Raw genomic sequence first — 23,961 nt, forward strand, 5'->3', positions numbered from 1 at the left:
CCCGTGCAGGTCCTGCGATCATGACCGGACCGCTAGTAGAACACCAGCGCCCGCACCTCGATGCTCTCGCGCGGCGGCGCGTCGGGCGCCAGCGGGTTGTCGAACGAGGTGTGGAACGACAGCCGGGCGCGGCCGTCGTCGGCGCTGTCGTGGACGCGGATCAGCAGCGCCTCGTCGGGCTGCATGTCGGAGAAGTAGTACCAGCGATGGCCGGGCTTGTACTCGACCGACGAGGTCTCGCCGCGCACGTGCGGATAGACCAGGTCCGAGGCGATCAGGTCGGCGTCGGTGAAGGTCCGCGCGTCGCACAGCGCCAGCGGCGAATCCTGCACCGGCCCACGAATCGGCCGCCACACATTGACGATGCCGAAGCGGCCCTTCAGCAGCTCGTCCGCGTCGGCGCCGAGATGGTCGCGCACGCGCCGCGGCGCCGAGTTGACCGTGTGGTCGTTGTGGACGCGGCGCGACGGCTCGCGCGCGCCGGCGCGGGCGACGTTGCGCACCGTGTGGTCGAAGATCTGGACCTTGCGGGCGCCCAGCGTGTCGCGCAGCAGCGACTCGACCTCGGGGTAATAGACGCGCTCGACCTCCTCGGGCGTGTAGAAGTCGCGGACCTTGCTGGCCGCGTGGACGAGCTGGAAGCCGTTGCGGTCGAGCGAGAACGCGTCCTCGCGGCCGCGTGCATCCTCGATCGCGATCCGGCGCGGATCGTCGATGCCGTTCCATTGCGGCACGCCGGCCGGGGGATCGAAGACGTAGCGCACGGGCTTCTCGGCTCCGCGCTTCAGGTAGTGCAACGTGGCGGTCAGCGGCTTGGAAACGACTTCAGCGACAAGGGACATGACGCTCTCCTCTCAAGAGTCGGCTTGGGAATCGATGTTGGATCGGCCCGTGCCTTTCCAACCGTCGGGGCGCACGACAATTCGTGGCGCTTCGCACGAGAAAACTTGAGCTGCGGTCACGGCGCACGCTCCAGCAGCAGCGCGAAATCTGCCGCCGCATCGCCGAACGCCAGCCATCCCTTTGCCGCCGCGTAGGCCGCGGCGGCGTCGACTTCGGTGCGACGCTCCAGGCCCGGCCGGCCGACCAGGCGGTCGAGCGCGACGAAAGCCTCGTCGCCGCGGCGGACGCCGCGAATCGTGCGGCAAACATGGACGGCGCGTGCGTCGACCGTCATGGCGGGAAAGCGGGACATGAAGTCCTCCGGGTTCGGCAGAAAAAAGAGGATGGCGCCGTCAGGCGCGCGTCGCGGCGGTCAGCGGCGACAGCGACACATCGAAGTCATGAGGACTTGCTGGCTCATCATGCCGTCAGCATCGCCCGGTCGATGCGCGGCGTAAATAATTCAAAAAACCAAAGATGCGTCGACGTCGGAAAGAGCCTTTCGCTTTGCCGACGCGGCGGAGCGAATTTATCGCGCGACGACCTTCTGCTCCTCCAGCCGGTCGGTCGCCGGCGGCGGCGTGCGCGAGAGGTCGGCGATCTCGGCGCGCAACTCGGGCGTCATCTTCACGTCGATCGACCCGAGCGAGTCCTTGAGCTGGTCGAGATTGCGCGCGCCGACGATCGGCGCGGTGATCGCCGGATGCGCGCCGACCCAGGCGATCGCCGTCGTCACCGGATGGAGGCCCCTGGCCTTGCAGAAGCCGACATACTTCTCCGCCACCTCGAACATCCACCGATCGCCGTAGCGCGCCTCGTACATCTTGTTGGTGCGCAGCCGGCCGGTGGCGTTGCTCGAATACTTGCCCGACAGCAGCCCCGCCGCGGCCGGGCTGTAGGGGATGACGCCGATGCCGTTGTGCTCGGCCATCGGCAGGATCTCGACCTCGGCCTGGCGCTTCACCAGGTTGTACATCGGCTGCGTCACCTGCAGGCGCGCCCAGTTGTTCCTCTCCTGGAGGTCGACCGCGCGCTGGGTCTGCCACGCCGACCAGTTGCTGACCGCGGGATAGATCACCTTGCCGGCGCGCACCAGGTCCTCCAGGCCGCGCATCGATTCCTCGATCGGCACCAGGGCGTCGTAGCGGTGCAGGAACAGCACGTCGATCCGGTCGGTCTGCAAGCGGCGCAGGCAGCCCTCGATCGCCTCGATGACGTGACGGCGCGAGGTGCCGCGCGCGTTGAGGTCGGGCCGGATCTGGGCGTTGACCTTGGTGGTGAGGACGAGGTCGTTGCGATGGCCCTGGATCAGCCGGCCGAGGATCTCCTCCGAGACGCCCTTGTTGTACTCGTTGGCGGTGTCGAAGAAGTTGATGCCGGCGTCGCGGCACGCCTTGTACATCGCGCCCGACGTCGCCTCGTCGGCATCGCCGCCGAACGACATGGTGCCGAAGCACAGTTGCGAAACCTGAACGCCGGTGCGGCCGAGAAGCTTGTATCTCATGGCCTGTTCTAGGCCAGCCGGTTCCCGGCCCGCAAGCTTCGGCTTCTTCGTGTCACTTCGGTTTTGCCGGCTCCAGCAGCTTCACACCGTCGACCGTCAGCGTGATCGATTCCGGCGGGTCGCCGTCGGCGCGCAGCCAGCCGCGCGCAACGGCGACGCGGATCGCCGCGTCGATCGCGTCGCGGTTGGCGGTCGCGAGCTTGCCTTGCACCTTGTCGACATGCGTCCAGGTCGGCGGCGGCCGCCGCCCCGTCAGCTCGCGCACCGCCGAAAGCAGGGCTGTCAGGAACTGAGCAGGACTTTGCGTCGGGCTGGCCATCGCCGCGAGTATAGGCGCCTGCCCGCTCGCCCGTCCGGTCGAAATGAAGCCCTGCTACCTCAAGCGTGAGGCCAGTTGGCCACTTAGACCAGCCAGTTCTCGACCCGTAAGCCCGGCACGCGACGGAACTCGCGAAGATTGTTGGTGACGACCATCAGGCCGAGTGCCACCGCCTGCGCCGCAATCATCAGATCCAAAGCGCCGATGCGCGTCCCGGCCCGCTCGAGGTCCAAGCGAAGGGTGGCATAGACCGGCACGAAGCCGCGCTCGAACTCGAGGACGACGAACGGTCGAAGGAAAGCGGCCGCCGCGGCCGCGTTGCGCTCTGGCGCAGCCGATTTCAGCGCCCCGAACGCCAATTCAGCCTCGCTGATCGCCGAAACACCGACCTCGCCCGGCACGTGCCGGCGCAGGTGCCGCAAAAGCGGTTCGGAACGTCGTCGCAGCGCCTCGATGCAGATGTCCGTATCGAGCAGATGCGTCAGGGCCATTTGAAGACGCGCTTCTGCGGCGCGGCCGTGTGCCGGCGTATCGGATGTTTGGGATCTGCGAGCGAATAGGCCTCCTCGACCGAAGCCCACGGATCGTCCTTCGCCAGCAGCATCACCCCGCCGGCAACGCGCTTCACATAAACTTCGTCGCCTTCGAAGCGGAATTCCTTCGGCAGGCGCACCGCCTGGCTGCGGCCGTTCCTGAAGAGCCTGGCCGTCTGCATCGGCTTGTCCTTTTGGTCTATACCATCTGGTATATATCGTTCCGGCGCTTCGCTCAATCGCGGCGCGGAACGGGTTTTCCGCCTGCTCATCGGCCGATTCCCTTTCCTGCTTCCAGCAAAGCCCCTACCCTCGCGGGATGCAAGGCGAACACACCTACGACTTCATCGTCACCGGCGCGGGCTCGGCGGGCTGCGCCGTCGCCGGCCGGCTGAGCGAGGACGGCAAGTATCGCGTGCTGCTGCTCGAGGCGGGGCCGCGCGACAGCTATCCGTGGATCCACATCCCGCTCGGCTACCACAAGACCTTCAACAATCCGCGCGTGAACTGGATGTTCGATTCGGAGCCCGAGCCCGAATTGAACGACCGCATCATGTACCAGCCGCGCGGCAAGGTGCTGGGCGGCACCAGCTCGATCAACGGCATGGTCTACATGCGCGGCAATTCAGCCGACTACGACGAATGGCGCCAGCGCGGCTGCGAAGGCTGGGACTACGATTCGGTCCTGCCCTACTTCAAGCGCGCCGAGGACAACGGGCGCGGGCCCGACCCCTTCCACGGCAGCGGCGGCCCGCTCAAGGTGTCCGACCATGCCTGGCAGCCGACGCTCGCCAAGGCGATGCACGACGCCGCGGTCGAAGCCGGCATCCCGGCCAATCCCGACTTCAACGGCGCCAACCAGGAAGGCGTCGGCTACTACCAGACCACCATCAGCCGCTCGCGCCGCTGGTCGAGCGCCCGCGCCTATCTCGGCCCCGCGAAGAATCGCAAGAATTTGACCATCGCCACCTCGGCGCACGCCACGCGTCTGCTGATAGAGAACGGCCGTTGCGTCGGCGTCGAGTACCGCACGCCCGACGGGCCGGTGCAGGCGCGCGCCAGCCGCGAGGTCATCGTGTCGGGCGGAGTCTACGGCTCGCCGCAGCTCCTCATGCTGTCGGGGCTGGGGCCGGCCGAGCATCTCAAGCAGCACGGCATCGCCGTGGTCCGCGACATGCCGGGCGTCGGCAGCCACCTGCACGACCATTTCAATACCTATGTCGCGTACAAGTGCGCCCAGCCCGTCACCATGAACGACCTGGTCAACAGCCTGCCGCGGCGCATCCTGGCGGCGGCGCAATACGCCTTCGGCCGCACCGGGCCGCTTGCCAGCATGGGCCTCTATGTCGGCGCCATGGTGCGCAGCGACCGGCGGCTCGAGCGGCCGGACCTGCAGATCAACATGTTCGCCTGGGCGATCCGCGAGCGGAGCCGGCACGGCGTGGTGCCGCAGCCCTTCTCCGCCTTCGGCCTCAGCCCCGTGCATCTGCGGCCCGACGGCCGCGGCACGGTGCGGCTGAAGTCGCCCGATCCGCTGGCGCCGCCGGAGATCCGCTTCAACTTCCTGAAGAGCGCCAACGACTACCACGCCCTGATCCAGGGCATGCGGATCTGCCGCGAGATCGCCAGGCAGCCGGCGCTAAAGCCTTTCATCGTCGAGGAAATCCTGCCGGGGCCGCAGGTCGTCGAGGACGCCGATCTCAAGGCCGACATCCGCGCCCGTGGCGTCTCCAACCTGCACCCGGTCGGCACCTGCCGCATGGGCCGCGAGGTCGACGCCGTCGTCGACCCGCAACTGCGGGTCCATGGCATCGACGGGCTGCGCGTGGCCGACGCCTCGATCATGCCGTCGATCGTGGCCGGCAACACCAACGCGCCCTCGATCATGATCGGCGAGAAGTGCGCCGACATGGTGCGGTCCGCGGCCGCGTGAGCGGCGTGCGCTAGAGCGATTTCCGGGCAGATGGAACCCCTCGCGGTTCCATCTGCCCGGAAATGCGCGCACGGGGGTTGTTGTTGCAGCAGGCATATTCCGTTCGGCTGATTCCAGCCGAACGGAATATGCTCTAGACGGCCCAGTTACCGAAATCCGGGCGTCAACTATCCGTGACCGCGCCAGGAACACGCGGGGCCTGCATCTTCACAGACTCGCCGCCTGGGGTCGTGTAGACCTACCCCCATGGGCAGGGGCATCGCGGCTGTGGGGACGGCCGCCTTTCTGGTGTTCGGACTCGTCTCGACCGGCCGCGCCGCGGTTTCGGATGGGATCGACATGGCCGCGGCCGAGGAACGGCTGCTCGGGCCCGCCGACGAGGGTGCGCGCGACCAGGCCCTGCTGCCCTTCAAGCGCCAGCTCCAGGCCAGCGGCTTCGTCACCGGCTCGCTCGCCGATTCGCTCGAGATCGCGGGCGTGCCCGCCTCGAGCCAGCTCGAGGCATTGCAGGCGCTCGCCGCGCAGCTCGACATCGAGCACGACGTCAGGACCGGCGACCGCTTTTATGTGCGGCACGAGCAGAGCTTCACGCTGGCGGGCGACCGCATCGGCGTCGGCCGCGTGCTGTGGCTCGAGCTCGCGACCAAGGCCAGGGGCACGATCGCGATCCATCGCTTCCGGCCGAAAGGCGGCAGCGAGCAGTTCTGGCTGGCCGGCGGCCACGGCGCGGCGCCGCCGTTCATGAGCCAGCCGCTGGGCACGATGACGGTCACCTCGGGCTTCGGCCTGCGGGCCGATCCGCTCGACCATCCGTCGAGCGGCACCATGCCGGCGGTGGTCACGGTGACGGAGCCGGCGTCGCCGCCGAAGCCGCCGGAAATGGAAGCCTCGCCGCAGGAGGTTCGCGCCGCCAACCGCGCCTTCGCCGGCTTCGACGGCGGCTCGCTCGGCAGCGCGCGCGACGCCGGCGGCCGCAACGCCGACATCGACCGCATCATGGCCGCGCGCCGCCAGCGCGCGCTCGAGGCCGAGGAGCACAACCGCGAGGAAGAAGCCGCAACCACGCCCAGGCCCGCGCCCGAGCCGAAGGTCGAGGCGCCGGCCGAGCCCGCGGTACGCCAGCTCTTCATGCACGAGGGCCTCGACCTGCTCGCCAACCTCGGCACGCCGGTCTATGCCGCGGGCGACGGCGTGGTCGCCAGCCTCGGCCCCAACGGCGGCTACGGCAACTTCATCCGTCTCGCGCATGCCGACCGGCTGGCCACGATCTACGGCCACCTGTCGCGCTTCGCACCGGGCCTCGCGGCGGGCCAGCCGGTGACGCGCGGCGAGCTGATCGGCTTCGTCGGCAGCACCGGCCGCTCGACCGGCGCGCATCTGCATTTCGAGATCCAGAGCAACGGCCGCCCGATCAACCCGGCGACGGCGCCGGCGATGCGCTGCCCGCAGCTCGGCGGCGCCGACCTCACGGCCTTCAGGAAGCAGGTCGCGGCCTCGCTCGCCGAGCGCGAGCGCGAAAACCGACTCTAGAGCACATTCCGTTCGGCTGGAATCAGCCGAACGGAATGTGCCCGCTGAAACCAGCAACGCCCAGTCGCTCTAGCCGTCACGCGTGATGCCAGTTGGCCGCCAGTGCCGGCGCCAGCGACTGGGCGAGGTCCGGCGGCAGGGTGGCCTGGCCGGCACCCGGCGCTGAAAAGGCGGCCATCGCCTGCACGAGCTGCTCGACCCCGGCATCGCCGATCCCGTAGCCGTCCGCCGTCTCGACCTCGCCCAGATGGTTGGCGCCGCCGTCGAACCAGTCGGCGAGCGTCAGGGTCTGCGGCCGGCCGACCACCGACATCACCAGGTCGTGGCCGGACTGCGCCAACCAGAGCTGGTCGTAGGCAATCCCCGAGCCGAAGCTCGCCACGTCCGTGCGATCGCCCGACTGGATGTGCAGGACGTCGTTGCCCGCCCCATTGGCGATCGCGAAATGATTGGTGCCGCCATTGTCGGTCACCGAGACTCCGTCGGCCGCGATGGTCGTGGTGTTGCCGGCGCCGCTGATGCCGAGATAGTCGCCGGCGCCGGCCAAGGTCACGGCCGAGCCGTCGCCGAGATTGTTGATGCCGGTGTCGGCGCCGGTCACCGTCACGGTCTGGCTGCCGTACAGGATCAGGTAGTTGCGGTCGCCGGTGCTCGAGACGATGGCACCGCTGCCGGAGAACTGGCCGATCTGATGGTCGCCGGTCATCCACGTGAGGTTGCCGGTACCGGAGTCGCGCACCGACAGGCCGGCGCCGGTGAGCGTGGTCGTGTTGCCGCTCGACTGGGCGGTCAGCTCCATCGCATCGCCGGCGGCGTCCAGACTGATGTCGAGGCCGGTCCCGGCGTTGAATACCAGGGTGTTCTCGCCGGTGACCGTCACCATCTGATTGCTGCCGGCGACGGTGATGGCACCGTGATGTGGTCGCCCGTCACCGTCGTGGTGTCGCCCGACCCGTTCATGTTCATGGTGTCGCCGGCCGCCGAGAGCGTGATGGCGATGGTGTCGCCCATGTTGTTGATGCCGGTGTCCTGGCCGGTCACCGTCACCGATTGCGTCCCGGTCAGGATCAGGTAGTTGCCACGGCCCGTGCTGACGATCGTGCCACCGCTGCCGTAGAACTCGCCGATCTGATGGTCGCCGGTCATCCACGTGAGGTTGCCGGTACCGGAGTCGCGCACCGACAGGCCGGCGCCGGTGAGTGTGGTCGTGTTGCCGCTCGACTGGGCGGTCAGCTCCATCGCATCGCCGGCGGCGTCCAGACTGATGTCGAGGCCGGTCCCGGCGTTGAATACCAGGGTGTTCTCGCCGGTGACCGTCACCATCTGATTGCTGCCGGCGACGGTGATGGCTGATCGCCCGTCACCGTCGTCGTGTCGCCCGACCCGTTCATGTTCATGGTGTCACCGGCGGCGCTCAGCGTGACGGCGATATTGTCGCCCATGTTGTTGATGCCGGTGTCCTCGCCGGTCACCGTCACCGATTGCGTGCCGGTCAGGATCAGGTAGTTGCCACGGCCCGTGCTGACGATCGTGCCGTTGCTGCCGTAGAACTCGCCGACCTCGTGGTCGCCGGCGAGCGTCGTCGTGTCATCGGTGCCGACATCGCGAACCCACGAGCCCTCACCGGTCAGCACTGTCGTGTTGCCGGTCGACGATCCGTCGAGATCGATCGAATTGTCCGTGCCGCCGACCGTGACCGTATTGCCGCTGCCGCTTACGCCGGCGCTGCCATCGCTGCCGTGCAGGTCGGCCGTGCTGTTGGTGCCATCGAGCCGCGTGGTGTTGCCGACGCCCTCGTCGATCACGCTCGCCCGGTCGCCGGTCACGATGGTGGTGTCGTGGGTGCCGGTGACGTCGGTCGAGTTGTCCGAGCCGGCGAGATAGACCACGTTGTCCACGCCGCCGTTGGCCACCGTCGAGTGGTTGCCGTTGATGAACACCGGATCCTCGACGTCGAACAGGGCAACGGTGTTGAAGTCGCCATCGCTCACCAGGGTGCCGCCTGCTCCGCTGACGGTCGCGCTCTGATTGTCGCCCTCGAGGTACCCCGAGTTGCCGAGCCCATCGTCGAAGAACGAGGCGCCGTCCCCCCACAGATAACCGCTATTGCCGAAGCCATCCTCGCCGAAGCTGATCGTGCCGAAATCGCTGAAGCTGGTGATGCTGTTGCCCGTGCCGAAGGCGCTGATGAAGTTGTGGAAACCCTCGTCGATGACCGACGAATTGTCGCCAATCATCGATACCGAATTGAACAGGTCCTGCACGGTGAGGTGGCCGAGGCTGTTGACGATGACGTCGTTGCCAATGCCGCCCACAATGCCGACCGAGCCGTCGGTCACGGTAATGGTCGAGCCGAACTGGTCGACGTCCACGCCGGTCGCGTCGATCGTGATGTCGTTGCCGCTGCCGGCGCCGCCGACGCTGCTGTCGGTACCGGTCATGCGGACCGAGTTGCCGCTGCCGTTCAGGGTCACCCGGTCGCCGTCGCCGGTGTCGAGCAGGGTCAGCCCGCTGCCGTTGATAGTGATGTTGTTGATCGACCCGCCCATCGTCACGATGGCGTCGTTGCCGTTGACGGTCAGCGAGGAGAAACTGCCGGACAGCGAGATCGTCTCGTTATTGCCGTTGGCGATCACGAAATCGTCGGCGTTGCTGTCGGTCAGCGTCGCGCCATTGCCGTTGATCATCACGAAGCTGTTCTCGCCGCCGTCGATCGTGATGTTGCTGCCGCCGCTTCCGGTAATGAAGTTGTCGCCGCCGGTGATCTGCGCCACGGCGCCTTCGCCGACCGTCACTGTGCCGCCCTGGGTCGAGACCGCCGCGCTTCCGTCGTCGATGTTGGCGGTGCCGCCGGCCAGGGTGATCGTTTCGTTCGCACCCCAACTGTTGACGATCGCCGAAACATCCCCGGCCGTGACCGTCGCCCTGTCGCCAAAGATGCCCGACACGTTGCCGACGCCGAGATCGGACAGGAAAGCGTCAGCCCCGCGGATGCTCACCGCATTGCCGTCGCTCGCGCCATCGAGGGCCAGGGTCGCCGAATCTCCCACGACGATCAGGTTGTTCGTCCCGCTTGCGGTGGCGCTGGCGCCATCGCCGAGCGTCACCGCCGCACCATCGGTCTCGAGGCTCGCGCGCTTGCCCTCGATCACGATCGTCGGCAGGACATAGATTTCCTCGCCATCGGGACCAATGATCTTTTCCGGCTGGAGTCCCTCGGGGGTTTCGCTCGGGCTCTCGACCCTGGCGCCCGGCGGTAGGCTGATGATCGCCGGCCCCTCGATGGTGGTGTCGTTGCCGCGAACGTTGATGGCGTCGCTGTTGCCCTGCTCCTTGACCGTTCCGCCGTTGCCGTCGATGTTCGTCGTGTTGCCTGACCCCTGCTGGTTCACGGTCGCGCCGTCGCCGGTGACGTTGGTGGTGTTGCCCGAGCCCTGGTCGGTGACCGTTCCGCCCTGGCCCTCGATGTTGTTGGTGTTGCCCGTGCCGCTCTCGTTCACGGTCCCGCCATTGCCGGTCACGTTGTTGGTGTTGCCCGAACCCTGTTCGTTAACCGTGCCACCTTCGCCCTGGATGTTGTTGGTATTGCCCGAGCCTTGCTCGTTGACCGTTCCACCTTCACCCTCAATGTTGTTGGTGTTGCCCGAGCCCTTCTCGTTGACCGTTCCGTCCTTGCCCTTAATGTTGTTCGTGTTGTCGGAACCCTCGTCGACAATTACGCCGCGAATCTCGAAGATGTTGCTCGTATTGCCCGAGCCGACGTCGATGATCCTGGCGTCGCCGCCGGTGGCGTTCGCCGTGTTGCCCGTGCCGTCGATCGTCGCGGTTGCACCGTCGGCCACGTCCACGGTGTTGTTGTTGCCCGAGAGCGTTCCACTGGAGCCGCCGGAGAAACTCGCCGACGCGCCGCTCAACGCGATCACAGCACCCGCACCGACCACGGCGCCGGTGACGTTTCCGACCGTGTCCGTGTTGACCGAGACAGCGTTGCGCGGATTGCCGCCGCCGGCCGGATCGAAAGCCTCGAGCTTCTCCGAAGAGGTTCCGTCAAGATTGAGCGTATAGGTGTCCCGCTGCAGCAGCGTCCCGTTCGGATCGGAGATCGTCGCGGTCACGCTGGTCGGCTTGCCTTGGGCGTCGCCGGTGCCCGACATCCCGACCGTCTTGCCGTTCAGCAGCTTGACACCGGGCGGCAAGCTGTACGTGCACGAACCAGACAGGCCCGTCGAGTAGTTGAACCGGCCGGTGACGGAATTCCAATCGATCGTCAGGTTGTTGACGGCTGAGCCGAGCTGAGTGTTCTGGCATTTGCTGACGATCCAGCCGTTATAGTAGTAGTCGCGATAAAGCAGGGTACGGTTGACCGTCTCGGTGCTCTGGTTCCAGCCCTGAGCCGCTTGCTGGGCGGCCGAGCTGGTGGCGGTCAACACGCTCGAATCGGTCAGGCTCGTGATGGCCGAGATATTGACATTCTGGCTCCTCGCGATGTCGGCGAGCTGCCGGGTCAGGGAGCCTGGCGTGACCAGCCCGTTCTGGTCAGAGTGCATGGGATGTGTCGGCAGGCCGCTTGCGTTGACGCCGAGTTGCACGGTGACGATGAACTCTGCAGTCAAGGCGACGCCCTCGTCGTTCGTGCCGATGGTCACGGCGGCGTCGGGATTGGGCGTTGCGGAGCTGTTGTCATTGCCGTGCGGCAACAGCGCATGCCCGAGTTCGTGCGCGAGGCGTATGGCGAAATCGAAGGTCGGGTCCGGTCCGACGGGTGCCGACGGCAGCATGATCTTCGCCGGGCTGAAGGTGGCTCCGCCTCCCGCCGACTGACCGAAGATGAGCCCAGCATCGGCGTTGGGGTTCTGCGCCTTCGCCGCTGCGACATTAGCGGCAAAGGTATTGAGCATCGTTGCGAAGAAGGGCGATTGGCTGGCGACGCTCGTGAGCTGATCGATCGCGGTCTGGTTCCCGGGAAACGTCGTGGCAAGGAACTGGGTGGTCGTCGGCGTCAGGTCAACCATGCCTATTGCTCCGTTTCGTCCAACGTGAAGCTGCGCAGGGTCGCGTCTGGCCAGAGCTGGATCGTGACCCGCTGGGCTTTTCGGCCGCGCTTCGACTCGCGGTGGAGGCGCTCGTTGCCGTGCGCTGCCGTTGCTGCCGGCAGGCCCGAACCATGGCTCGGCACCGAAGGCGGCAAGAACAGCCAATCGGCGCCGAACGTCTTCTCGATCTGCTCGATGCTGGCCCTGTCCGACCGGGCGTAGCTACAGTCGAAGGTCAATCCACCCTGCGACGCACCGTTGGGTTGTGGTGTGTACAGCCCTCCGTACTGGCACTTGGCATACTTGGCCGCGGCATCCGGCGACCGTTCTTGCTCTTCCTTCGTCGGTCGCACCCAGTGGTCGAGCCCGAGGCCGCCGTCGCGCTGTCGAATGACGAAGGCATCGATCCCCAGGACCCGGCGCAGGCTGTCCGGCACATAGAAGTCCGGGCGCAGAACGACGTCGTTGTCGACTACCCACTTGAGGTTGCGCAGGAGCTCGACGCCGGTCGCGGGCGGGGTGACGGCTCGATAACGAGCAGGGTCGGCGACGACCGGACCGAGCTTCTCCGCCGCCTCCTGCGTCTCCGCCGTCAGGCGGAACGGCACGGCGAGAGTTCCCGTGAGCGTCCCGATGAAAGACAAGTCGGAAGAGCTCAGGGCACCTTGCCCATCGTTTCGGCATGGCTTCGCAGCGGCAAGTGACGCCGGCAGCGGCACCTCATAGGAGGCATACACGTCGCGAATGCGTTCATAGCTTTGCGCCATGGCGGCTTGCGGCGCGAAACGGACGAAGAGATCGATGGCCTGCTGCGCGGCGCCGCAATGCATCGAGGCTGCCGATCTGTCGGACTTGTCGCCGCTGGATGAGTCCGGGAGCGTTCTTCGGGTCTGCTCCTGTTGCCAGTATCGGGCGCTCGAGGACATCTGGTCGGCCGCGCGCAGCAACGCCACGGTCGCTTCGCTCTCGGCGTTTGCCGGTTGGGCGTTACCCGCGAGCGGGACGATCGAGCAGAGAAGGATGAACGAAACGAGCCGAACGAATGTCATCTCTGGAGTCCTCATTTGGACTCCGCAGCGTCACAAGCGCTCAACGCACAGGTCAAGCTCCCCGCTCCCACCTGATGATATCGTCGCTCAGAACGTTGCATGGTCTGCGTGCATCATCAAACCACGTGCACGCATATCTAGAATCCTGTGACAGCCTTTACTGATGACGGACTGCACGTATTAATCGTAGCGCCGAGCATCGATCGCTCGCCCTGGCGCATATGTCGCGCTACTTTCTGCTCCTTCAGCCTGTCCGTTGCCGACGGCGGCGTGCGCGACAGGTCGGCGATCTCCCTGCGCAGCTCCGGCGTCATCTCACATCGACTGAGGCAAGCGGGTCCTTGAGCCGGTCGAGATTGTCCATACAAATACATGGTCATCCTGCCCCCGTCCTTTTTTCGACCCTGTGCTACTCCAAACGCCGACGCGTTCCGAAGTGTTCGGGTTGATAGAATTCGTAGATGTCGGGATATTTCTTCTCGAGATTGCGTTTGATCTCTAATCGCCCTTCATTGACGTGGTTTGCGAGGGTCACGACCACCCTCGCCGTCAGTTCCGGGTCGAGCGCGTCGAACGGAGCGCAGGCTTTCGGAGCCAGCACGCGATCGCAGTATTCGGCGCCGTACACCTTCTCCAGCAAGCCGTGAAAGGTAAGCAACCCCTTGCTCATCGCATCCAACCCCGCAACAAACCGCTCGTTCGCGAGATGGTGCTCGATTTGCCCCCGAGCCTGGGCAATCCAGAAATCTATGTAGGACTGCTCATCGGCTATTCGCACGGCTAAGACCGTCGCGAGGCGCAGGGGATGGGCGACGGCGAACGTCCCAAGCTCGTGGAGCACGGCTTCGTCGTGTGCTTTGGACGCACGCTCGACGGAATACAGCTCGGGAAAGATCGACTTGGAGCGCGGCAAATCCAGGACGATATGTCGAGCGTCGTTCGCGGGAAGGTTCGAGCAATGGAAGCCCAGTCGAACACAGTCAACGGCCTGATTATCGCTGAGGTCGAAATCCGAGAGTCTTCGGTGTTTCATGAAATGCCAGCCAATATAGCCAAAAGTGGCGGCGAGGCCTCTAAGTACCCGCCACGCCGAAAGGCTTCCGGTGAACGCGTCTTCGCGGGACAGCTTGCGAATTGTCGTCAAGTCGATGCCAACTTGCGACGCCACGAAGTCGACCAAGTCCGGCATTCGCGGCGATTGAGTAGAGCGACCCGCAGGATCGTTTTCATCGTGGGTTGCCACCTTGCTCACCTCGCGCCGCATTCGCGCATTTACATCGGAAGTGTATGCAAAGTTGGCGCCGACCACCAAGCCCTCCCTTCGCCCAACTGAACAGCTCAAGAACGCAGAGTGTCACGTGTATTTACAATCATCTTGCCCGCATACCTAGAAGCCCATCCCGGCCATTGATGATTGCGTTGCGCGAATTTCAGACACCACCGGAGGTAGTCGATCGCACCAAGCAACGTCTTCTGGAGTTCGCCGCCGTCCGGACTTCAGGGGTGCCGCCACTCCGCGAGGGAGAACGATCGCACCTTTTCCCCCTGGCCAAAGCTGAATGAACAGGCCGCGCTCCACCCCATCAGATCGTTCGTCGTAGCGCATGGCTTCGATCCCGTGGACGGTACCTTTCCAACCGGATCCGAATGTCAGCTCGACCTGATCCGCGGTCGGCATGTCACCCCGCACATAGGTGCACTCGAAGATGAGCTCGGCATGGTCCGTCCGCGGCACAAGAGCGGCTTGATAGGTGCACACGTCACTCCCGCGCGAGGCCTTCGCCATTCGCTCGGAGCTCGTCAATCGCCTGAAGTCGAATCCAAGGCCACCATAGGCGTTTCTGGTGATGAAAGGTTCGATCCCCAACACCTGCCGCATCGAGCGCTCGGTATACAAATCCCGGCGCAGCAGGGCGCCATTCCGGACGAGCCACTTGAGGTTGCCGAACAGCTCGAGACCGTTCCAGGGCGGGTTCACGCTTCCATAGAACGCGCTGTCCTCGGCAATTGGCCCCAGCTTCGCGTCGGCCTCCTGCCTTTCCCATGCGCCATGGACCATCGTGAAGAGTGTGCTCGCGAAGGCCGCCATATGATCAAGCCACTCGTGCCCCGCCTGGCGTTCACAACCGACCGGAACCTGCAGCGACTCTGGCGCCTGGCCTCCCCGGCGCAGAGCCAGCACCCTCGCTCTCTCATGGGTTTCCTGAATGGCCGTTGCAGGCGCGGCACGAACGAACGCATCGACGAAAGCTTGTCCGGAACGGTGATCCCGAACGCGCCCTGCGTGAAGTTGGCAATGCTCAGGCCCGTCGTTGCGTCCGATGTGTAGAAGGTTTCCGTGCCGCCGACGGTCTGTCCCGGACCGAGCGGCTTCACGGTCAGCATACGGAACCCGGGATCGACGCTGGCGTCGTATCCGTCGGGGTAGCCGTCGGCCGAAGCCGAGACCTGATCCAGGAAGGTGGCGTATCCCGCCTGGGTGAACCCGTAGCTCTGGTAGGTGTTCTCCTGATGGACCCTCGTGGGCGGCGCGCTGACGTCGCCGAAATAATCGTCCTGCTGTTGATGCGATTCGCTCGCGAGAGTCGGATGCGGCGATACGACCTGCTGGCCGTTGTAGAAGAGCGTGTCGTCGGCGGTCGATCGGGGGGCTGATAACATTGCGTCGCGAGATCGGCTGGCCCGATACCGATCAACACCTCACCCATTAACCGTGGCGGATTCGGAAGCTCAGCATTCGCAATGTCGCCTGGATAGAGCGGCAGCGGACTTCCCAGCGGTTCTGTTATCCGCCTGCCACCCGGATAAGGATCTCCATTTTCGAAGGCGAGCACAGCACGAAGGGTTACCGACTTGGTGTGGTCGGCGACCCGCTGCGTCGGAATAGCAGCATCAAGGCAGTTCGCGACGGCCGGATCCTGAAGCCACAGCGCGAGCGTTACACCGCGCTCTGGCATCGGCTTGCATGGATAAACGGCCATCGCAGCCCGATACGCGCGGCGTCTTGTTCGCGAAACGCCAATCTCTCGCCCAGTGCGGTGAGGATGATGCGGCCATCCGACGTTCGTTCCAGCGTCGCCGCGCTGGCGCCACCGACGGCAGTCGAACACAACGCTACTGCAATGAATGATCGGATCAGATAGACCTACGTTGTCATCTCGCTAGTGAAGATCGTCCTGAGCGACATCATCCAAATCTCACACCCACTAACGCAAACAATTGTCGCGCCAGCGCGAATTCGCCGGGACTCCCTCTGGCGGCTGCCAAGGCGTCGCCGTCAATGATGTAGACGTTCTTCCCTTTCAGATTATTGAGAACGATTGCCCACCCGCTTTGGCCATTTGCTTCGGCAGCGACTGCTCCAGCCTTCAAAATCGCCGCCGTTGCGGATGTCATCGCAGCGATGATATCCGGGGCCATCTCCTTGTTTACGCCCTCGCCGGGCAACCGATAATCTATGCAGAAGGTAACTTGCCCCCACCCGGCACCGCTACTTCTATGGGAGTTCCTGTCTTTATCGGCTTGTCGGCCATCTATCGCCCCCTTCGGCAAATCCACCCAAGCTGCTTGGCGCCGTTATGAATTCAGTCGACGGGCGTCCGGCGGGAATCATTCAGGAAATCGTAGAGCGATTTCACGAGGCACTCGCGAGCAGCCGGTTTCTCGGAGCACGAATGAAGCGCAAGAAGGAACATTCGATCTGCATGCCGGTGCCAGCGGTCCTTAACCGACTTCCCTTCCCTCAACAGCCGGTCGGCCGCCCGGCCCGGGGAGAAACTTTCACCGCCCAGCGGGTTGTAAAGATTGTATGAAAAATCGGTTTTTCGGCAGATATCGGCATACGCGCTCATCCCGCGCGGCCGGATGGTGTAGCGGCGGGCATGCACTATCCGAGCGTCCGAGATCACAAAGCCGTCATGCCCCTGGACGTTTCGTACCGGTGGATCTTTTGCATCTCCAGAACCGGCCAGGCCATAGCTGCGATCAATTTCTAGGGCAGTTCCTTGTGGGCGTCGTTGATTCTCAAGAGCAACCACTACGCGAGAATCGTCTGTCGGCAGCACCAACAAGAGTTGGGGGTCAGAAACTTCCAGAACCCGGTCTACGAGTTGTGCGTCTTGCAGGTTCCTGAGCGCGGGAACATCGCGCCGGATTGGGTCGATTTGAGTCCGGACATCAGCAAACGCCGAGTTGACGCACGGACCTTGTTGCCGACTCGTGATCATCGAGACCGAAATCGGCGCGCCATCCGGCCAGTGATAGTAGGGCATCTTGTAGCCGGGCCCTTCTTTGGGAAGCATCTGCTCCACATCTGCCATCGACGGCCGAAGGGGTTCGGCTTGGCCGGGGCTCGCGGTGGTAATCGATAAGACGATCAGGAGCATGCTCCTTGCTCCTGACAGGAACCGCCCGCCGATCCTTAAGATCGATATCGAAAACCGTAGGACCATGCGCATTGGTTGAGCCGGTTTTGTCCGCCTCTAGACTTTCACTGTGTGCGTGCAGACTCTACGAGATTGCACGCATGTCTAGAATCTCATGAAGGGTAGTCAGGAACGTGTCACGCGAATACAGATCCACCAATTCCCTTTCGTCTCGTTTGTCGGCCATTGCGCTTCTGCTCTACAGTCTTCCGTTCCTCCAGACGGTCGGTCGCTGGCAGCGTGCGCAAGCGAGAGAGCAAAGCATAGCTCACGCCTTCGCCACCGACTCCGCCGGCGCCAGGCTGTCGAGCCAGCGCCGCGCCTCATGCTGCTGGCGGAAGATGCGGATCGGCCGATCGATGCCCCGTGCGGCGTCGACATAGACCAGGGCCGAGGCGTGGGCGGCCTCGTTGTCGGCGACGATGGCGATCGGTCCCAGCCTCTCGCGCCGAGCCCGGTCGCGGGCGGCGTTGCCGACGCTGCGCATCAGTGCGGTGTCGAACACCTCGACATGCCGCTGACCACGAACATGCGCCGATAGGGCCCGACCGGCTGCATCGCCTCGATGTAGGCCCCGAACGCGTGCGGCGCGACGTCGCCCCGGGCGACGGCGATCACCAGGCGTTGGGGACGGGAAATCGTCCAGGAGAGCGGCATGCGAATTGAATTTCGCATGATAACGCGCTTTCATCCCTCCCCAAACCCAGTCCTCGTAGGGAGCATGCACATGACGGACGACAACAAGTGGATCGGCAAACGCACCCCGCGCCCGGACGGCGCCGACAAGGTCACGGGGCGCGCCGCCTATGCCGCCGACGCCACCATGCCCGGCATGATCTGGGGCAAGGTCCTGCGCAGCCCCCATCCGCACGCCCGCATCAAGTCGATCGACACCTCCAAGGCCGAGAAGCTGCCGGGCGTCAGGGCGGTCTGCACGTCCAAGGACATCGTCGACTTCCCGATCGAGAAAGGCCCGGTGATGCTGGGCATCCAGGACATGCGCTGGATGTGCCGCAACGTCATGGCGCGCGAGCGCGCCCTCTTCCACGGCCATCCGGTCGCCGCCGTCGCCGCCGACAGCCAGGCGATCGCCGCCGAGGCCTGCAAGCTGATCAAGGTCGACTACGAGGTGCTGCCCTGGGTGATCGACGTCGACGACGCCAAGAAGGACGGCGCGCCCACCCTGTTCGACCACATCAAGTTCGACGGCAAGCCCTCCAACATCGCGGGCACCCTTGAGCACAAGCTCGGCGACATCGAGGCGGGCTTCAAGGCCGCCGAGGTGGTGGTCGAGCGCAGCTTCAAGACCGAGGCCGTCCACCAGGGCTACATCGAGCCGCACGCCTGCCTCGTCAGCGTCGCCGGCGACGGCAAGGTCACTATCTGGAGCTCATCACAAGGCCAATTTATGGTGCGCGCCATGAGCGCGCTGATGTCGGGCATTCCCCAGAGCGACATCCGCGCCATCCCCGCCGAGATCGGCGGCGGGTTCGGCGGCAAGACCATCGTCTATCTCGAGCCGGTCGCGCTGGTGCTGGCTAAGAAGTCGGGCCGGCCGGTGAAGATGGTGATGACCCGCGAGGAGGTGATGCGCGCCTCGGGCCCGACCTCGGGCTCGTCGAGCTGGGTCAAGATCGGCGCGAAGAAGGACGGCACCATCGTCGCCGCCCACGGCGTGTGGTACCTGCAGGCCGGCGCCTTCCCGGGCTCGCCGATCCGCGGCGCCGCGGGCTGCGCCTTCGCGCCCTACAACATCGCCAATGTCCTGTCGAAGGGCTTCGACGTCGTCTCCAACCGCTCGAAGGTCGCGGCCTACCGCGCGCCGGGCGCGCCGATCGGCGCCTTCTCGGTCGAGAGCGTGATGGATGAGCTGGCCGAGAAGCTCAAGATGGATCCGCTCCAGTTCCGCCTCAAGAACGCCGCCAAGCAGGGCGTCAAGGCGGCGCACGGCCCGGTCTATCCGGTGATCGGCTACGAGGAGACGCTGCGCCAGGCGCTGGCCAGCGAGCACTACAAGTCGCCGCTCGGCCCCAACCAGGGCCGCGGCGTCGCCTCGGGCTACTGGTTCAATGCCGGAGGCGAATCGAGCGCGCACGTCAACATCACCGAGGACGGCAACGTCATCGTGATGACCGGCCATCCCGACATCGGCGGCAGCCGCGCCTCGACCGCCAACATCGCGGCCGAGCTGCTGGGCATCCATCCCAGCCGCATCAACGTGCTGATCGGCGACACCAACAGCGTCGGCTTCTCCAACCTGACCGGCGGCAGCCGCGTCACCTTCGCCTCGGCGATGGTGGTGACGCAGTCGGCCGACAAGGTGATCAAGCAGCTGTGCAGCCGCGCCGCCAAGATCTGGAAGATCGACGAGGACGCCGTCACCTGGGAGAACGGCTACGCCCGCCCGGCCGGCGACAACGCCGGCAAGTTCGAGCCGCTGTCGCTCGCCCAGATCGCCGCCAGGGCGTCGGAGACCGGCGGCCCGATCGGCGCCACCACCCAGCTCAACACCGCCGGCGCCGAGGGCGGCTTCTCGACCCACGTCGCCGACGTCGAGGTCGATCCCGCCACCGGCAAGGTCAAGGTCATCCGCATGACCTGCTTCCAGGACGTCGGCCGCGCCATCCATCCCGACTATGTCGAGGGTCAGTTGCAGGGTGGCATGTCCCAGGCGATCGGCTGGGCGCTGACCGAGGAGTACATCTACAACAAGCGCGGCCAGGTCGATAACCCGGGCTTCCTCGACTACCGCATGCCGGTGGCCTCGGACCTGCCGAAGCTCGAATGCGGCATCATCGAGATCCCGAACCCCAAGCACCCGCAGGGCGTCAAGGGCGTCGGCGAGGTGCCGCTGGTGCCGGGCATGGCGGCAGTGCGCAACGCCGTCTACAAGGCGATCGGCATCCGCTTCGATCATCTGCCGATCTCGCCGCCCAAGGTGCTCGACGCGCTCGAGCCCGAGCCGCACAAGCTGGCGGCCGACTGAAGCGCCGTCACGGAACCGCAATATAACTGTCATTACCGGGCCGGCGGATGCCGGCCCATCATTTCCCGCGGGCGACCTCCCCAGTCGAGGATCGCCCGGCGTTACGCGTCCGTACCATCGCTGACGTAACGACACGGGAGAGAAACCATGAAGCACTTCGGCATCGCCGCCCTGGCGACGCTCGCGCTCGCCTCGACGGCATCGGCGCAGAACACGGTCTCGCCCTCCAAGTGGGGGCCCAACGACGAGATCGGCGCGGCGAACTACATCACGCCCGCACGGGTCCTGGACGCCGCCAAGCTGGTCAAGACCGGCAAGACCTATTCGCTGGGCATCATCGTCGACAGCAAGACGCCGGCCTATCCGCCGCGCAGCTGCACGGTCTCGATCGTGCAGCCGGGCCAGGTCGGCTCGTCGGCTGGCCTGGGGCCGACCCACACCACCTACAACGACGACATCCTGAACTGCTGGGTCGGCATCGGCACGCAGATCGACGGGCTCGGCCATATCGGCGTCGGCGACGTCTACTACAACGGCAACAAGTGGGCCGACTTCGCCGCGTTCGACGGCCTCAAGAAGCTCGGCGTCGAGAAGATCCCGCCGATCGTGGCGCGCGGCGTGCTGCTCGACATGACGGCGCACTTCAAGCAGGACCCGGTGGCCGAGGGCACCGCCTTCAACCATGCCGAGATCAAGGAAGGCGACGTCGTGCTGTTCTATACCGGCTGGATCAAGCTGATCGGCAAGGACGACGCGCGCTACAGCAAGGGCGAGCCCGGCCTCGGCAAGGGCGGCGCCAAGTACCTCACCGGCAAGGGCGTGGTCGCGATCGGCGCCGACACCTGGGCGCTCGAGGTGATCCCGTTCGAGAAGGACTCCGGCGTCTTCGAGGTGCACCAGATCATGCTGCCGCACAACGGCACCTACATCCTGGAGAACGTCGACACCTCGGCCCTCGCCGCCGAGAAGGCCTACGAGTTCCTGTTCGTGCTCGGCCACTCCAAGTACCGCGGCGCCGTGCAGGGAATGATAAATCCGATCGCGATCCGCTAGAGCGCATTCCGTTCGGCTGGAATCAGCCGAACGGAATGTGCTTGGTGAAACCAGTATCGCCCGCGCGCGCATCTGGCTAACGCCGCCGTCCATCGCCTCCTGAGCGGAGCCCGTGGGCTTCGCTCAGGCCAAAGGCTGCGCATTGCGGCCTTTTTTTCGTGCCGGCCGCAAAACCGCGGACCGCCGAGGTCCCAGAAAGATCACCACCTTGCGGCCCCGGCTGCGGGCAACGTTGGCGGACGCACCGCGCTTACCGGCCCCAAGCGAGGAGCAGCCCGTTGTTCTTCAAGCCCGACCGACGCCCCAACGCCACCAACGACGACGAGAAGCCGCAAATTTCCGGCGACGACACCCATTTCCAGCAGTCGCTGGCGCGGCTGACGGCACAGCTCGCCGCGCGCAACCCGCGGTCGGCGACCGGCGAGCCGCCGCTGCGGCGGCCCAAGCCCGCGCCGGCGCCGCCGCCGGAACCGCGTGCCCGCGGCGCCGAGCCGCCGATCGCGCCATCGGAGCCGAACCCGACGCCGGATCGGCAGGACGTGATCCGCGACGTGATGCGTCGCGCGCCGCCGGCACCGCAGCCGGCCCCGACACCGCCATCGGCGAGTCGCGAGCCCATCGTCGCCCGTGTCCCCGAGCCGAAGCCCGAGCCGATCGCGCCTGCGCCGAGCCGCGAGTCCGTCATCGCGCGCGTGCCCGAGCCGAAACCCGTTCCCGCTCCGCCGAAGGCAGTGCCAACCCCGGCCGCTCGCGCGCCCGAGCCAACGCCTCCGACGCCACAGCCGATCCGCGAGCCTGTCGTCGCGCGGTCGGCCGAGCCGAAGCCCGCGCCGTTGCCGTCCACGCCGCCGCCGCCGCGTCGCGAAGCCGCCGTTGCACGGGCGCGTGAGCCGAAGGCTGCGCCGCCACCTCCGCCGGTTCGCGAAGCCGTCGTTGCGCGAGCACCCGAGCCGCCGCCTCAACCGCCGAAGCCCGCACCGCCGCCTCCGCCGGTTCGCGAAGCTGTCGTTGCGCGAGCACCCGAGCCGCCGCCTCAACCGCCGAAGCCCGCACCGCCGCCTCCGCCGGTTCGCGAAGCCGTCGTTGCGCGAGCACCCGAACCGCCGCCTCAACCGCCGAAGCCCGCACCGCCACCTCCGCCGGTTCACGAAGCCGTCGTTGCGCGAGCGCCCGAGCCGCCGCCTCAACCGCCGAAGCCCGCACCGCCACCCCCGCCGGTTCGCGAAGCCGTCGTTGCGCGAGCACCCGAGCCGCCGCCGCCGCCGCCACCGGCACGCGAAGCCGCGGCTGCCCGTGTTCCTGACTTGCGGCCGGCGACGCCGCCGGCGGCACCGGCTCCTCCGCCGGCGCCAGCGGCGACGAGCCGCGAGGCCGCCATCGCGCGCGTGCCGGGGCCGAGGCTCGCGGCGCCGGCGGCAGTGAAGGCCGTTCCCTCTCCCGCCGCCGCGCCGCGCCCGGCCGAGGCCGCGCCACGGCTGGGCTCGGCGACGGGCGATCCGGCGCCGGCCGTGCGGGCGGCGGCGAAGCGGCGATCGGGCATGGGCTACGCGGTCGGCTGGGCGCTGGGGATCGGCGTCGGCGCGGTCGCGGCCGGCGCGTTCGTCGGCTTCCTGGTGAACGGGCCGCCGCGCACGACACTGCCGCGCACCATCGCCGACGTGGCGCCGCCGTCGCCGGCGCCGCCGGTCACGCCGGCGGAGATCACGAACGCAGGTCCGCGCGACACGGCGCCGGCGAAGGCCGATACCGCGAGCGCTGCCGCGCCGCCGGCGCGCGACGCGCTGCCGCCGCTGCGGCCGCCGCAAGCGGCCACGCCGCCGGGCCCCCCGGAGCCGCTCACCTCGGCCGATGTGCGCGATGTGCAGAGCCGTCTGCGCGCGCTTGGCTTCAACCCCGGCCCGGTCGACGGCGCCGCCGGCCCACAGACGACCGGCGCGGTAAAGCAGTACCAGCAGGCGCGTGGGCTCGAGGCCAGCGGCACGCTCGACAAGGACCTGCTGGCGCGGCTGCGCCTGGAGCAACCGCAGTCCCAGGCGCAGGCGGCCCCGCCGCCGCAGCGCCGGGCCTACAACCCGCCGCCCCCGCCGCGGCGACAGCAGCAGGATCCGCTGCTGGAGAGCATCGAGCGTCTGTTCCGGCGCTGACCTTCACACGCTGCCTCTGAATCGCATGACGTCGCCGGGGGGACCGCTCGTCGCGCCATACAAGCGTCACTTGCGCAGCTTGCCGAGCTGCGCGAGATGGCCGCGCAGCACCGGCACCATCTCCTGGGCGTAGACCTTCAGCCGCTCGTTGTCGCCGCTCTCGGCGTAGCCCTGGAGCAGCGCTGTATCGTCTCGCAGCACTTTTTCTTGCGCCTCGAAGTAGGCCTTGGAGAGCGTCTTGCCCGGCGCCGTGTGGGTGAGCTGATCGAGCAGCGCCTTGTGCCGCTCGTCGAGCGCGTCGCGCAGCGGCAGCTTGGCGTCCGCCGCCGCCTGCCTGAGCTTCCCGGCCGCCACCGAGTACTCGAAGATCATCTGCTGGGCGAAGCCGTGCACGACGGCCGACTGGGTCTTGCGCAGCGCGAGGTTGCCGCTGGCGACCTGGAAGCGGTTGAGCGCAGCGGCCTGCGACAGGAAAGCCTGCGTCATGTCCGCCGCAGGTGCGACCGACGTGACCAGGCAGAGAACCGTCAGGAGCGACGCCAGCCGTCCGCGCATTCCTCTCTCCAGTGCC

At 66.4% G+C, this 23,961-nt stretch carries 23 protein-coding genes; 5 read left to right on the top strand and 18 right to left on the bottom strand.

Features of this window, described 5'->3' with window-relative positions:
- Window positions 1–32 precede the first annotated feature (32 nt).
- The 6 genes from J0J01_RS17770 to J0J01_RS17795 form a co-directional block, all read right to left on the bottom strand.
- A complete protein-coding gene (locus J0J01_RS17770) occupies window positions 33–842 on the bottom strand; it encodes a CmcJ/NvfI family oxidoreductase (RefSeq protein WP_296382944.1) in 810 nt (269 codons plus the stop codon).
- 116 nt (window positions 843–958) lie between these two features.
- A complete protein-coding gene (locus J0J01_RS17775) occupies window positions 959–1,195 on the bottom strand; it encodes a hypothetical protein (RefSeq protein ID WP_296382946.1) in 237 nt (78 codons plus the stop codon).
- Window positions 1,196–1,411: 216 nt separating this feature from the next.
- On the bottom strand, window positions 1,412–2,386 hold the full coding sequence (locus J0J01_RS17780) for an aldo/keto reductase (RefSeq protein WP_296382948.1): 975 nt from the start codon (window positions 2,384–2,386) through the stop codon (window positions 1,412–1,414).
- 52 nt (window positions 2,387–2,438) lie between these two features.
- Entirely contained in the window at window positions 2,439–2,705 is a 267-nt protein-coding gene (locus J0J01_RS17785) for a hypothetical protein (RefSeq protein ID WP_296382950.1), read from the bottom strand.
- Between the two features lie 83 nt (window positions 2,706–2,788).
- Window positions 2,789–3,196: a type II toxin-antitoxin system VapC family toxin gene (locus J0J01_RS17790; RefSeq protein WP_296382952.1), complete on the bottom strand. Its 408-nt coding sequence runs from the start codon at window positions 3,194–3,196 to the stop codon at window positions 2,789–2,791.
- Window positions 3,187–3,420, bottom strand: a complete 234-nt coding sequence (locus J0J01_RS17795) for an AbrB/MazE/SpoVT family DNA-binding domain-containing protein (protein WP_296382953.1) — start codon at window positions 3,418–3,420, stop codon at window positions 3,187–3,189. The genes J0J01_RS17790 and J0J01_RS17795 overlap by 10 nt, the downstream gene beginning before the upstream one ends.
- A 137-nt stretch (window positions 3,421–3,557) precedes the next feature.
- Between J0J01_RS17795 and J0J01_RS17800 the strand changes: the two genes are divergently transcribed.
- Entirely contained in the window at window positions 3,558–5,171 is a 1,614-nt protein-coding gene (locus tag J0J01_RS17800) for a choline dehydrogenase (protein ID WP_296382955.1), read from the top strand.
- A gap of 246 nt (window positions 5,172–5,417) precedes the next feature.
- Window positions 5,418–6,701 carry a M23 family metallopeptidase gene (locus J0J01_RS17805; RefSeq protein ID WP_296382957.1) on the top strand — a complete coding sequence of 428 codons (1,284 nt, stop codon included), beginning with the start codon at window positions 5,418–5,420 and terminating at the stop codon, window positions 6,699–6,701.
- Between the two features lie 76 nt (window positions 6,702–6,777).
- On the opposite strand, the gene J0J01_RS17810 is transcribed toward J0J01_RS17805, so the two are convergent.
- The 10 genes from J0J01_RS17810 to J0J01_RS17855 form a co-directional block, all read right to left on the bottom strand.
- Window positions 6,778–7,584, bottom strand: a complete 807-nt coding sequence (locus tag J0J01_RS17810; protein ID WP_296382959.1) for a hypothetical protein — start codon at window positions 7,582–7,584, stop codon at window positions 6,778–6,780.
- Window positions 7,578–8,024, bottom strand: coding sequence for a hypothetical protein (locus J0J01_RS17815; protein ID WP_296382961.1), 447 nt, complete (start codon window positions 8,022–8,024; stop codon window positions 7,578–7,580). Before J0J01_RS17815 ends, J0J01_RS17810 begins: the two co-directional genes overlap by 7 nt.
- Window positions 8,018–11,713 carry a hypothetical protein gene (locus J0J01_RS17820; protein WP_296382963.1) on the bottom strand — a complete coding sequence of 1,232 codons (3,696 nt, stop codon included), beginning with the start codon at window positions 11,711–11,713 and terminating at the stop codon, window positions 8,018–8,020. Before J0J01_RS17820 ends, J0J01_RS17815 begins: the two co-directional genes overlap by 7 nt.
- Window positions 11,714–11,715: 2 nt before the next feature.
- A complete protein-coding gene (locus tag J0J01_RS17825; RefSeq protein WP_296382965.1) occupies window positions 11,716–12,783 on the bottom strand; it encodes a hypothetical protein in 1,068 nt (355 codons plus the stop codon).
- Window positions 12,784–13,192: 409 nt separating this feature from the next.
- Window positions 13,193–14,092 (bottom strand): hypothetical protein, encoded by a 900-nt coding sequence (locus J0J01_RS17830; RefSeq protein WP_296382967.1) that lies wholly within the window; start codon window positions 14,090–14,092, stop codon window positions 13,193–13,195.
- Window positions 14,093–14,170: 78 nt separating this feature from the next.
- Entirely contained in the window at window positions 14,171–14,965 is a 795-nt protein-coding gene (locus J0J01_RS17835; protein ID WP_296382969.1) for a hypothetical protein, read from the bottom strand.
- 1,004 nt (window positions 14,966–15,969) lie between these two features.
- A complete protein-coding gene (locus J0J01_RS17840; RefSeq protein ID WP_296382970.1) occupies window positions 15,970–16,230 on the bottom strand; it encodes a hypothetical protein in 261 nt (86 codons plus the stop codon).
- Between the two features lie 137 nt (window positions 16,231–16,367).
- On the bottom strand, window positions 16,368–17,168 hold the full coding sequence (locus tag J0J01_RS17845; protein WP_296382972.1) for a hypothetical protein: 801 nt from the start codon (window positions 17,166–17,168) through the stop codon (window positions 16,368–16,370).
- Window positions 17,169–17,475: 307 nt separating this feature from the next.
- Complete coding sequence (locus J0J01_RS17850; RefSeq protein ID WP_296382973.1) at window positions 17,476–17,712, bottom strand: hypothetical protein; 237 nt, start codon at window positions 17,710–17,712, stop codon at window positions 17,476–17,478.
- The gene (locus J0J01_RS17855; RefSeq protein WP_296382975.1) at window positions 17,694–17,864 is read right to left on the bottom strand and encodes a hypothetical protein; all 171 of its coding nucleotides are present in this window, start codon (window positions 17,862–17,864) and stop codon (window positions 17,694–17,696) included. The genes J0J01_RS17850 and J0J01_RS17855 overlap by 19 nt, the downstream gene beginning before the upstream one ends.
- 64 nt (window positions 17,865–17,928) lie before the next feature.
- On the opposite strand from J0J01_RS17855, the gene J0J01_RS17860 reads away from it, so the two are divergent.
- Both J0J01_RS17860 and J0J01_RS17865 read left to right on the top strand, forming a co-directional pair.
- Complete coding sequence (locus J0J01_RS17860; protein ID WP_296382977.1) at window positions 17,929–20,193, top strand: xanthine dehydrogenase family protein molybdopterin-binding subunit; 2,265 nt, start codon at window positions 17,929–17,931, stop codon at window positions 20,191–20,193.
- A gap of 147 nt (window positions 20,194–20,340) precedes the next feature.
- A complete protein-coding gene (locus J0J01_RS17865) occupies window positions 20,341–21,246 on the top strand; it encodes a cyclase family protein (protein ID WP_296382979.1) in 906 nt (301 codons plus the stop codon).
- Window positions 21,247–21,496: 250 nt separating this feature from the next.
- Here the strand turns inward: J0J01_RS17865 and J0J01_RS17870 are convergent, their stop codons facing one another.
- Window positions 21,497–22,090, bottom strand: a complete 594-nt coding sequence (locus J0J01_RS17870; protein ID WP_296382980.1) for a hypothetical protein — start codon at window positions 22,088–22,090, stop codon at window positions 21,497–21,499.
- A 574-nt stretch (window positions 22,091–22,664) separates the two neighbouring features.
- Between J0J01_RS17870 and J0J01_RS17875 the strand changes: the two genes are divergently transcribed.
- Complete coding sequence (locus J0J01_RS17875) at window positions 22,665–23,390, top strand: peptidoglycan-binding domain-containing protein (protein ID WP_296382983.1); 726 nt, start codon at window positions 22,665–22,667, stop codon at window positions 23,388–23,390.
- A 66-nt stretch (window positions 23,391–23,456) separates the two neighbouring features.
- On the opposite strand, the gene J0J01_RS17880 is transcribed toward J0J01_RS17875, so the two are convergent.
- Complete coding sequence (locus J0J01_RS17880; RefSeq protein WP_296382985.1) at window positions 23,457–23,945, bottom strand: DUF4142 domain-containing protein; 489 nt, start codon at window positions 23,943–23,945, stop codon at window positions 23,457–23,459.
- Window positions 23,946–23,961 lie beyond the last annotated feature (16 nt).

Origin of the sequence: Reyranella sp. (assembly GCF_017305915.1) — a bacterium.
In the GTDB taxonomy this organism is placed as follows: domain Bacteria; phylum Pseudomonadota; class Alphaproteobacteria; order Reyranellales; family Reyranellaceae; genus Reyranella.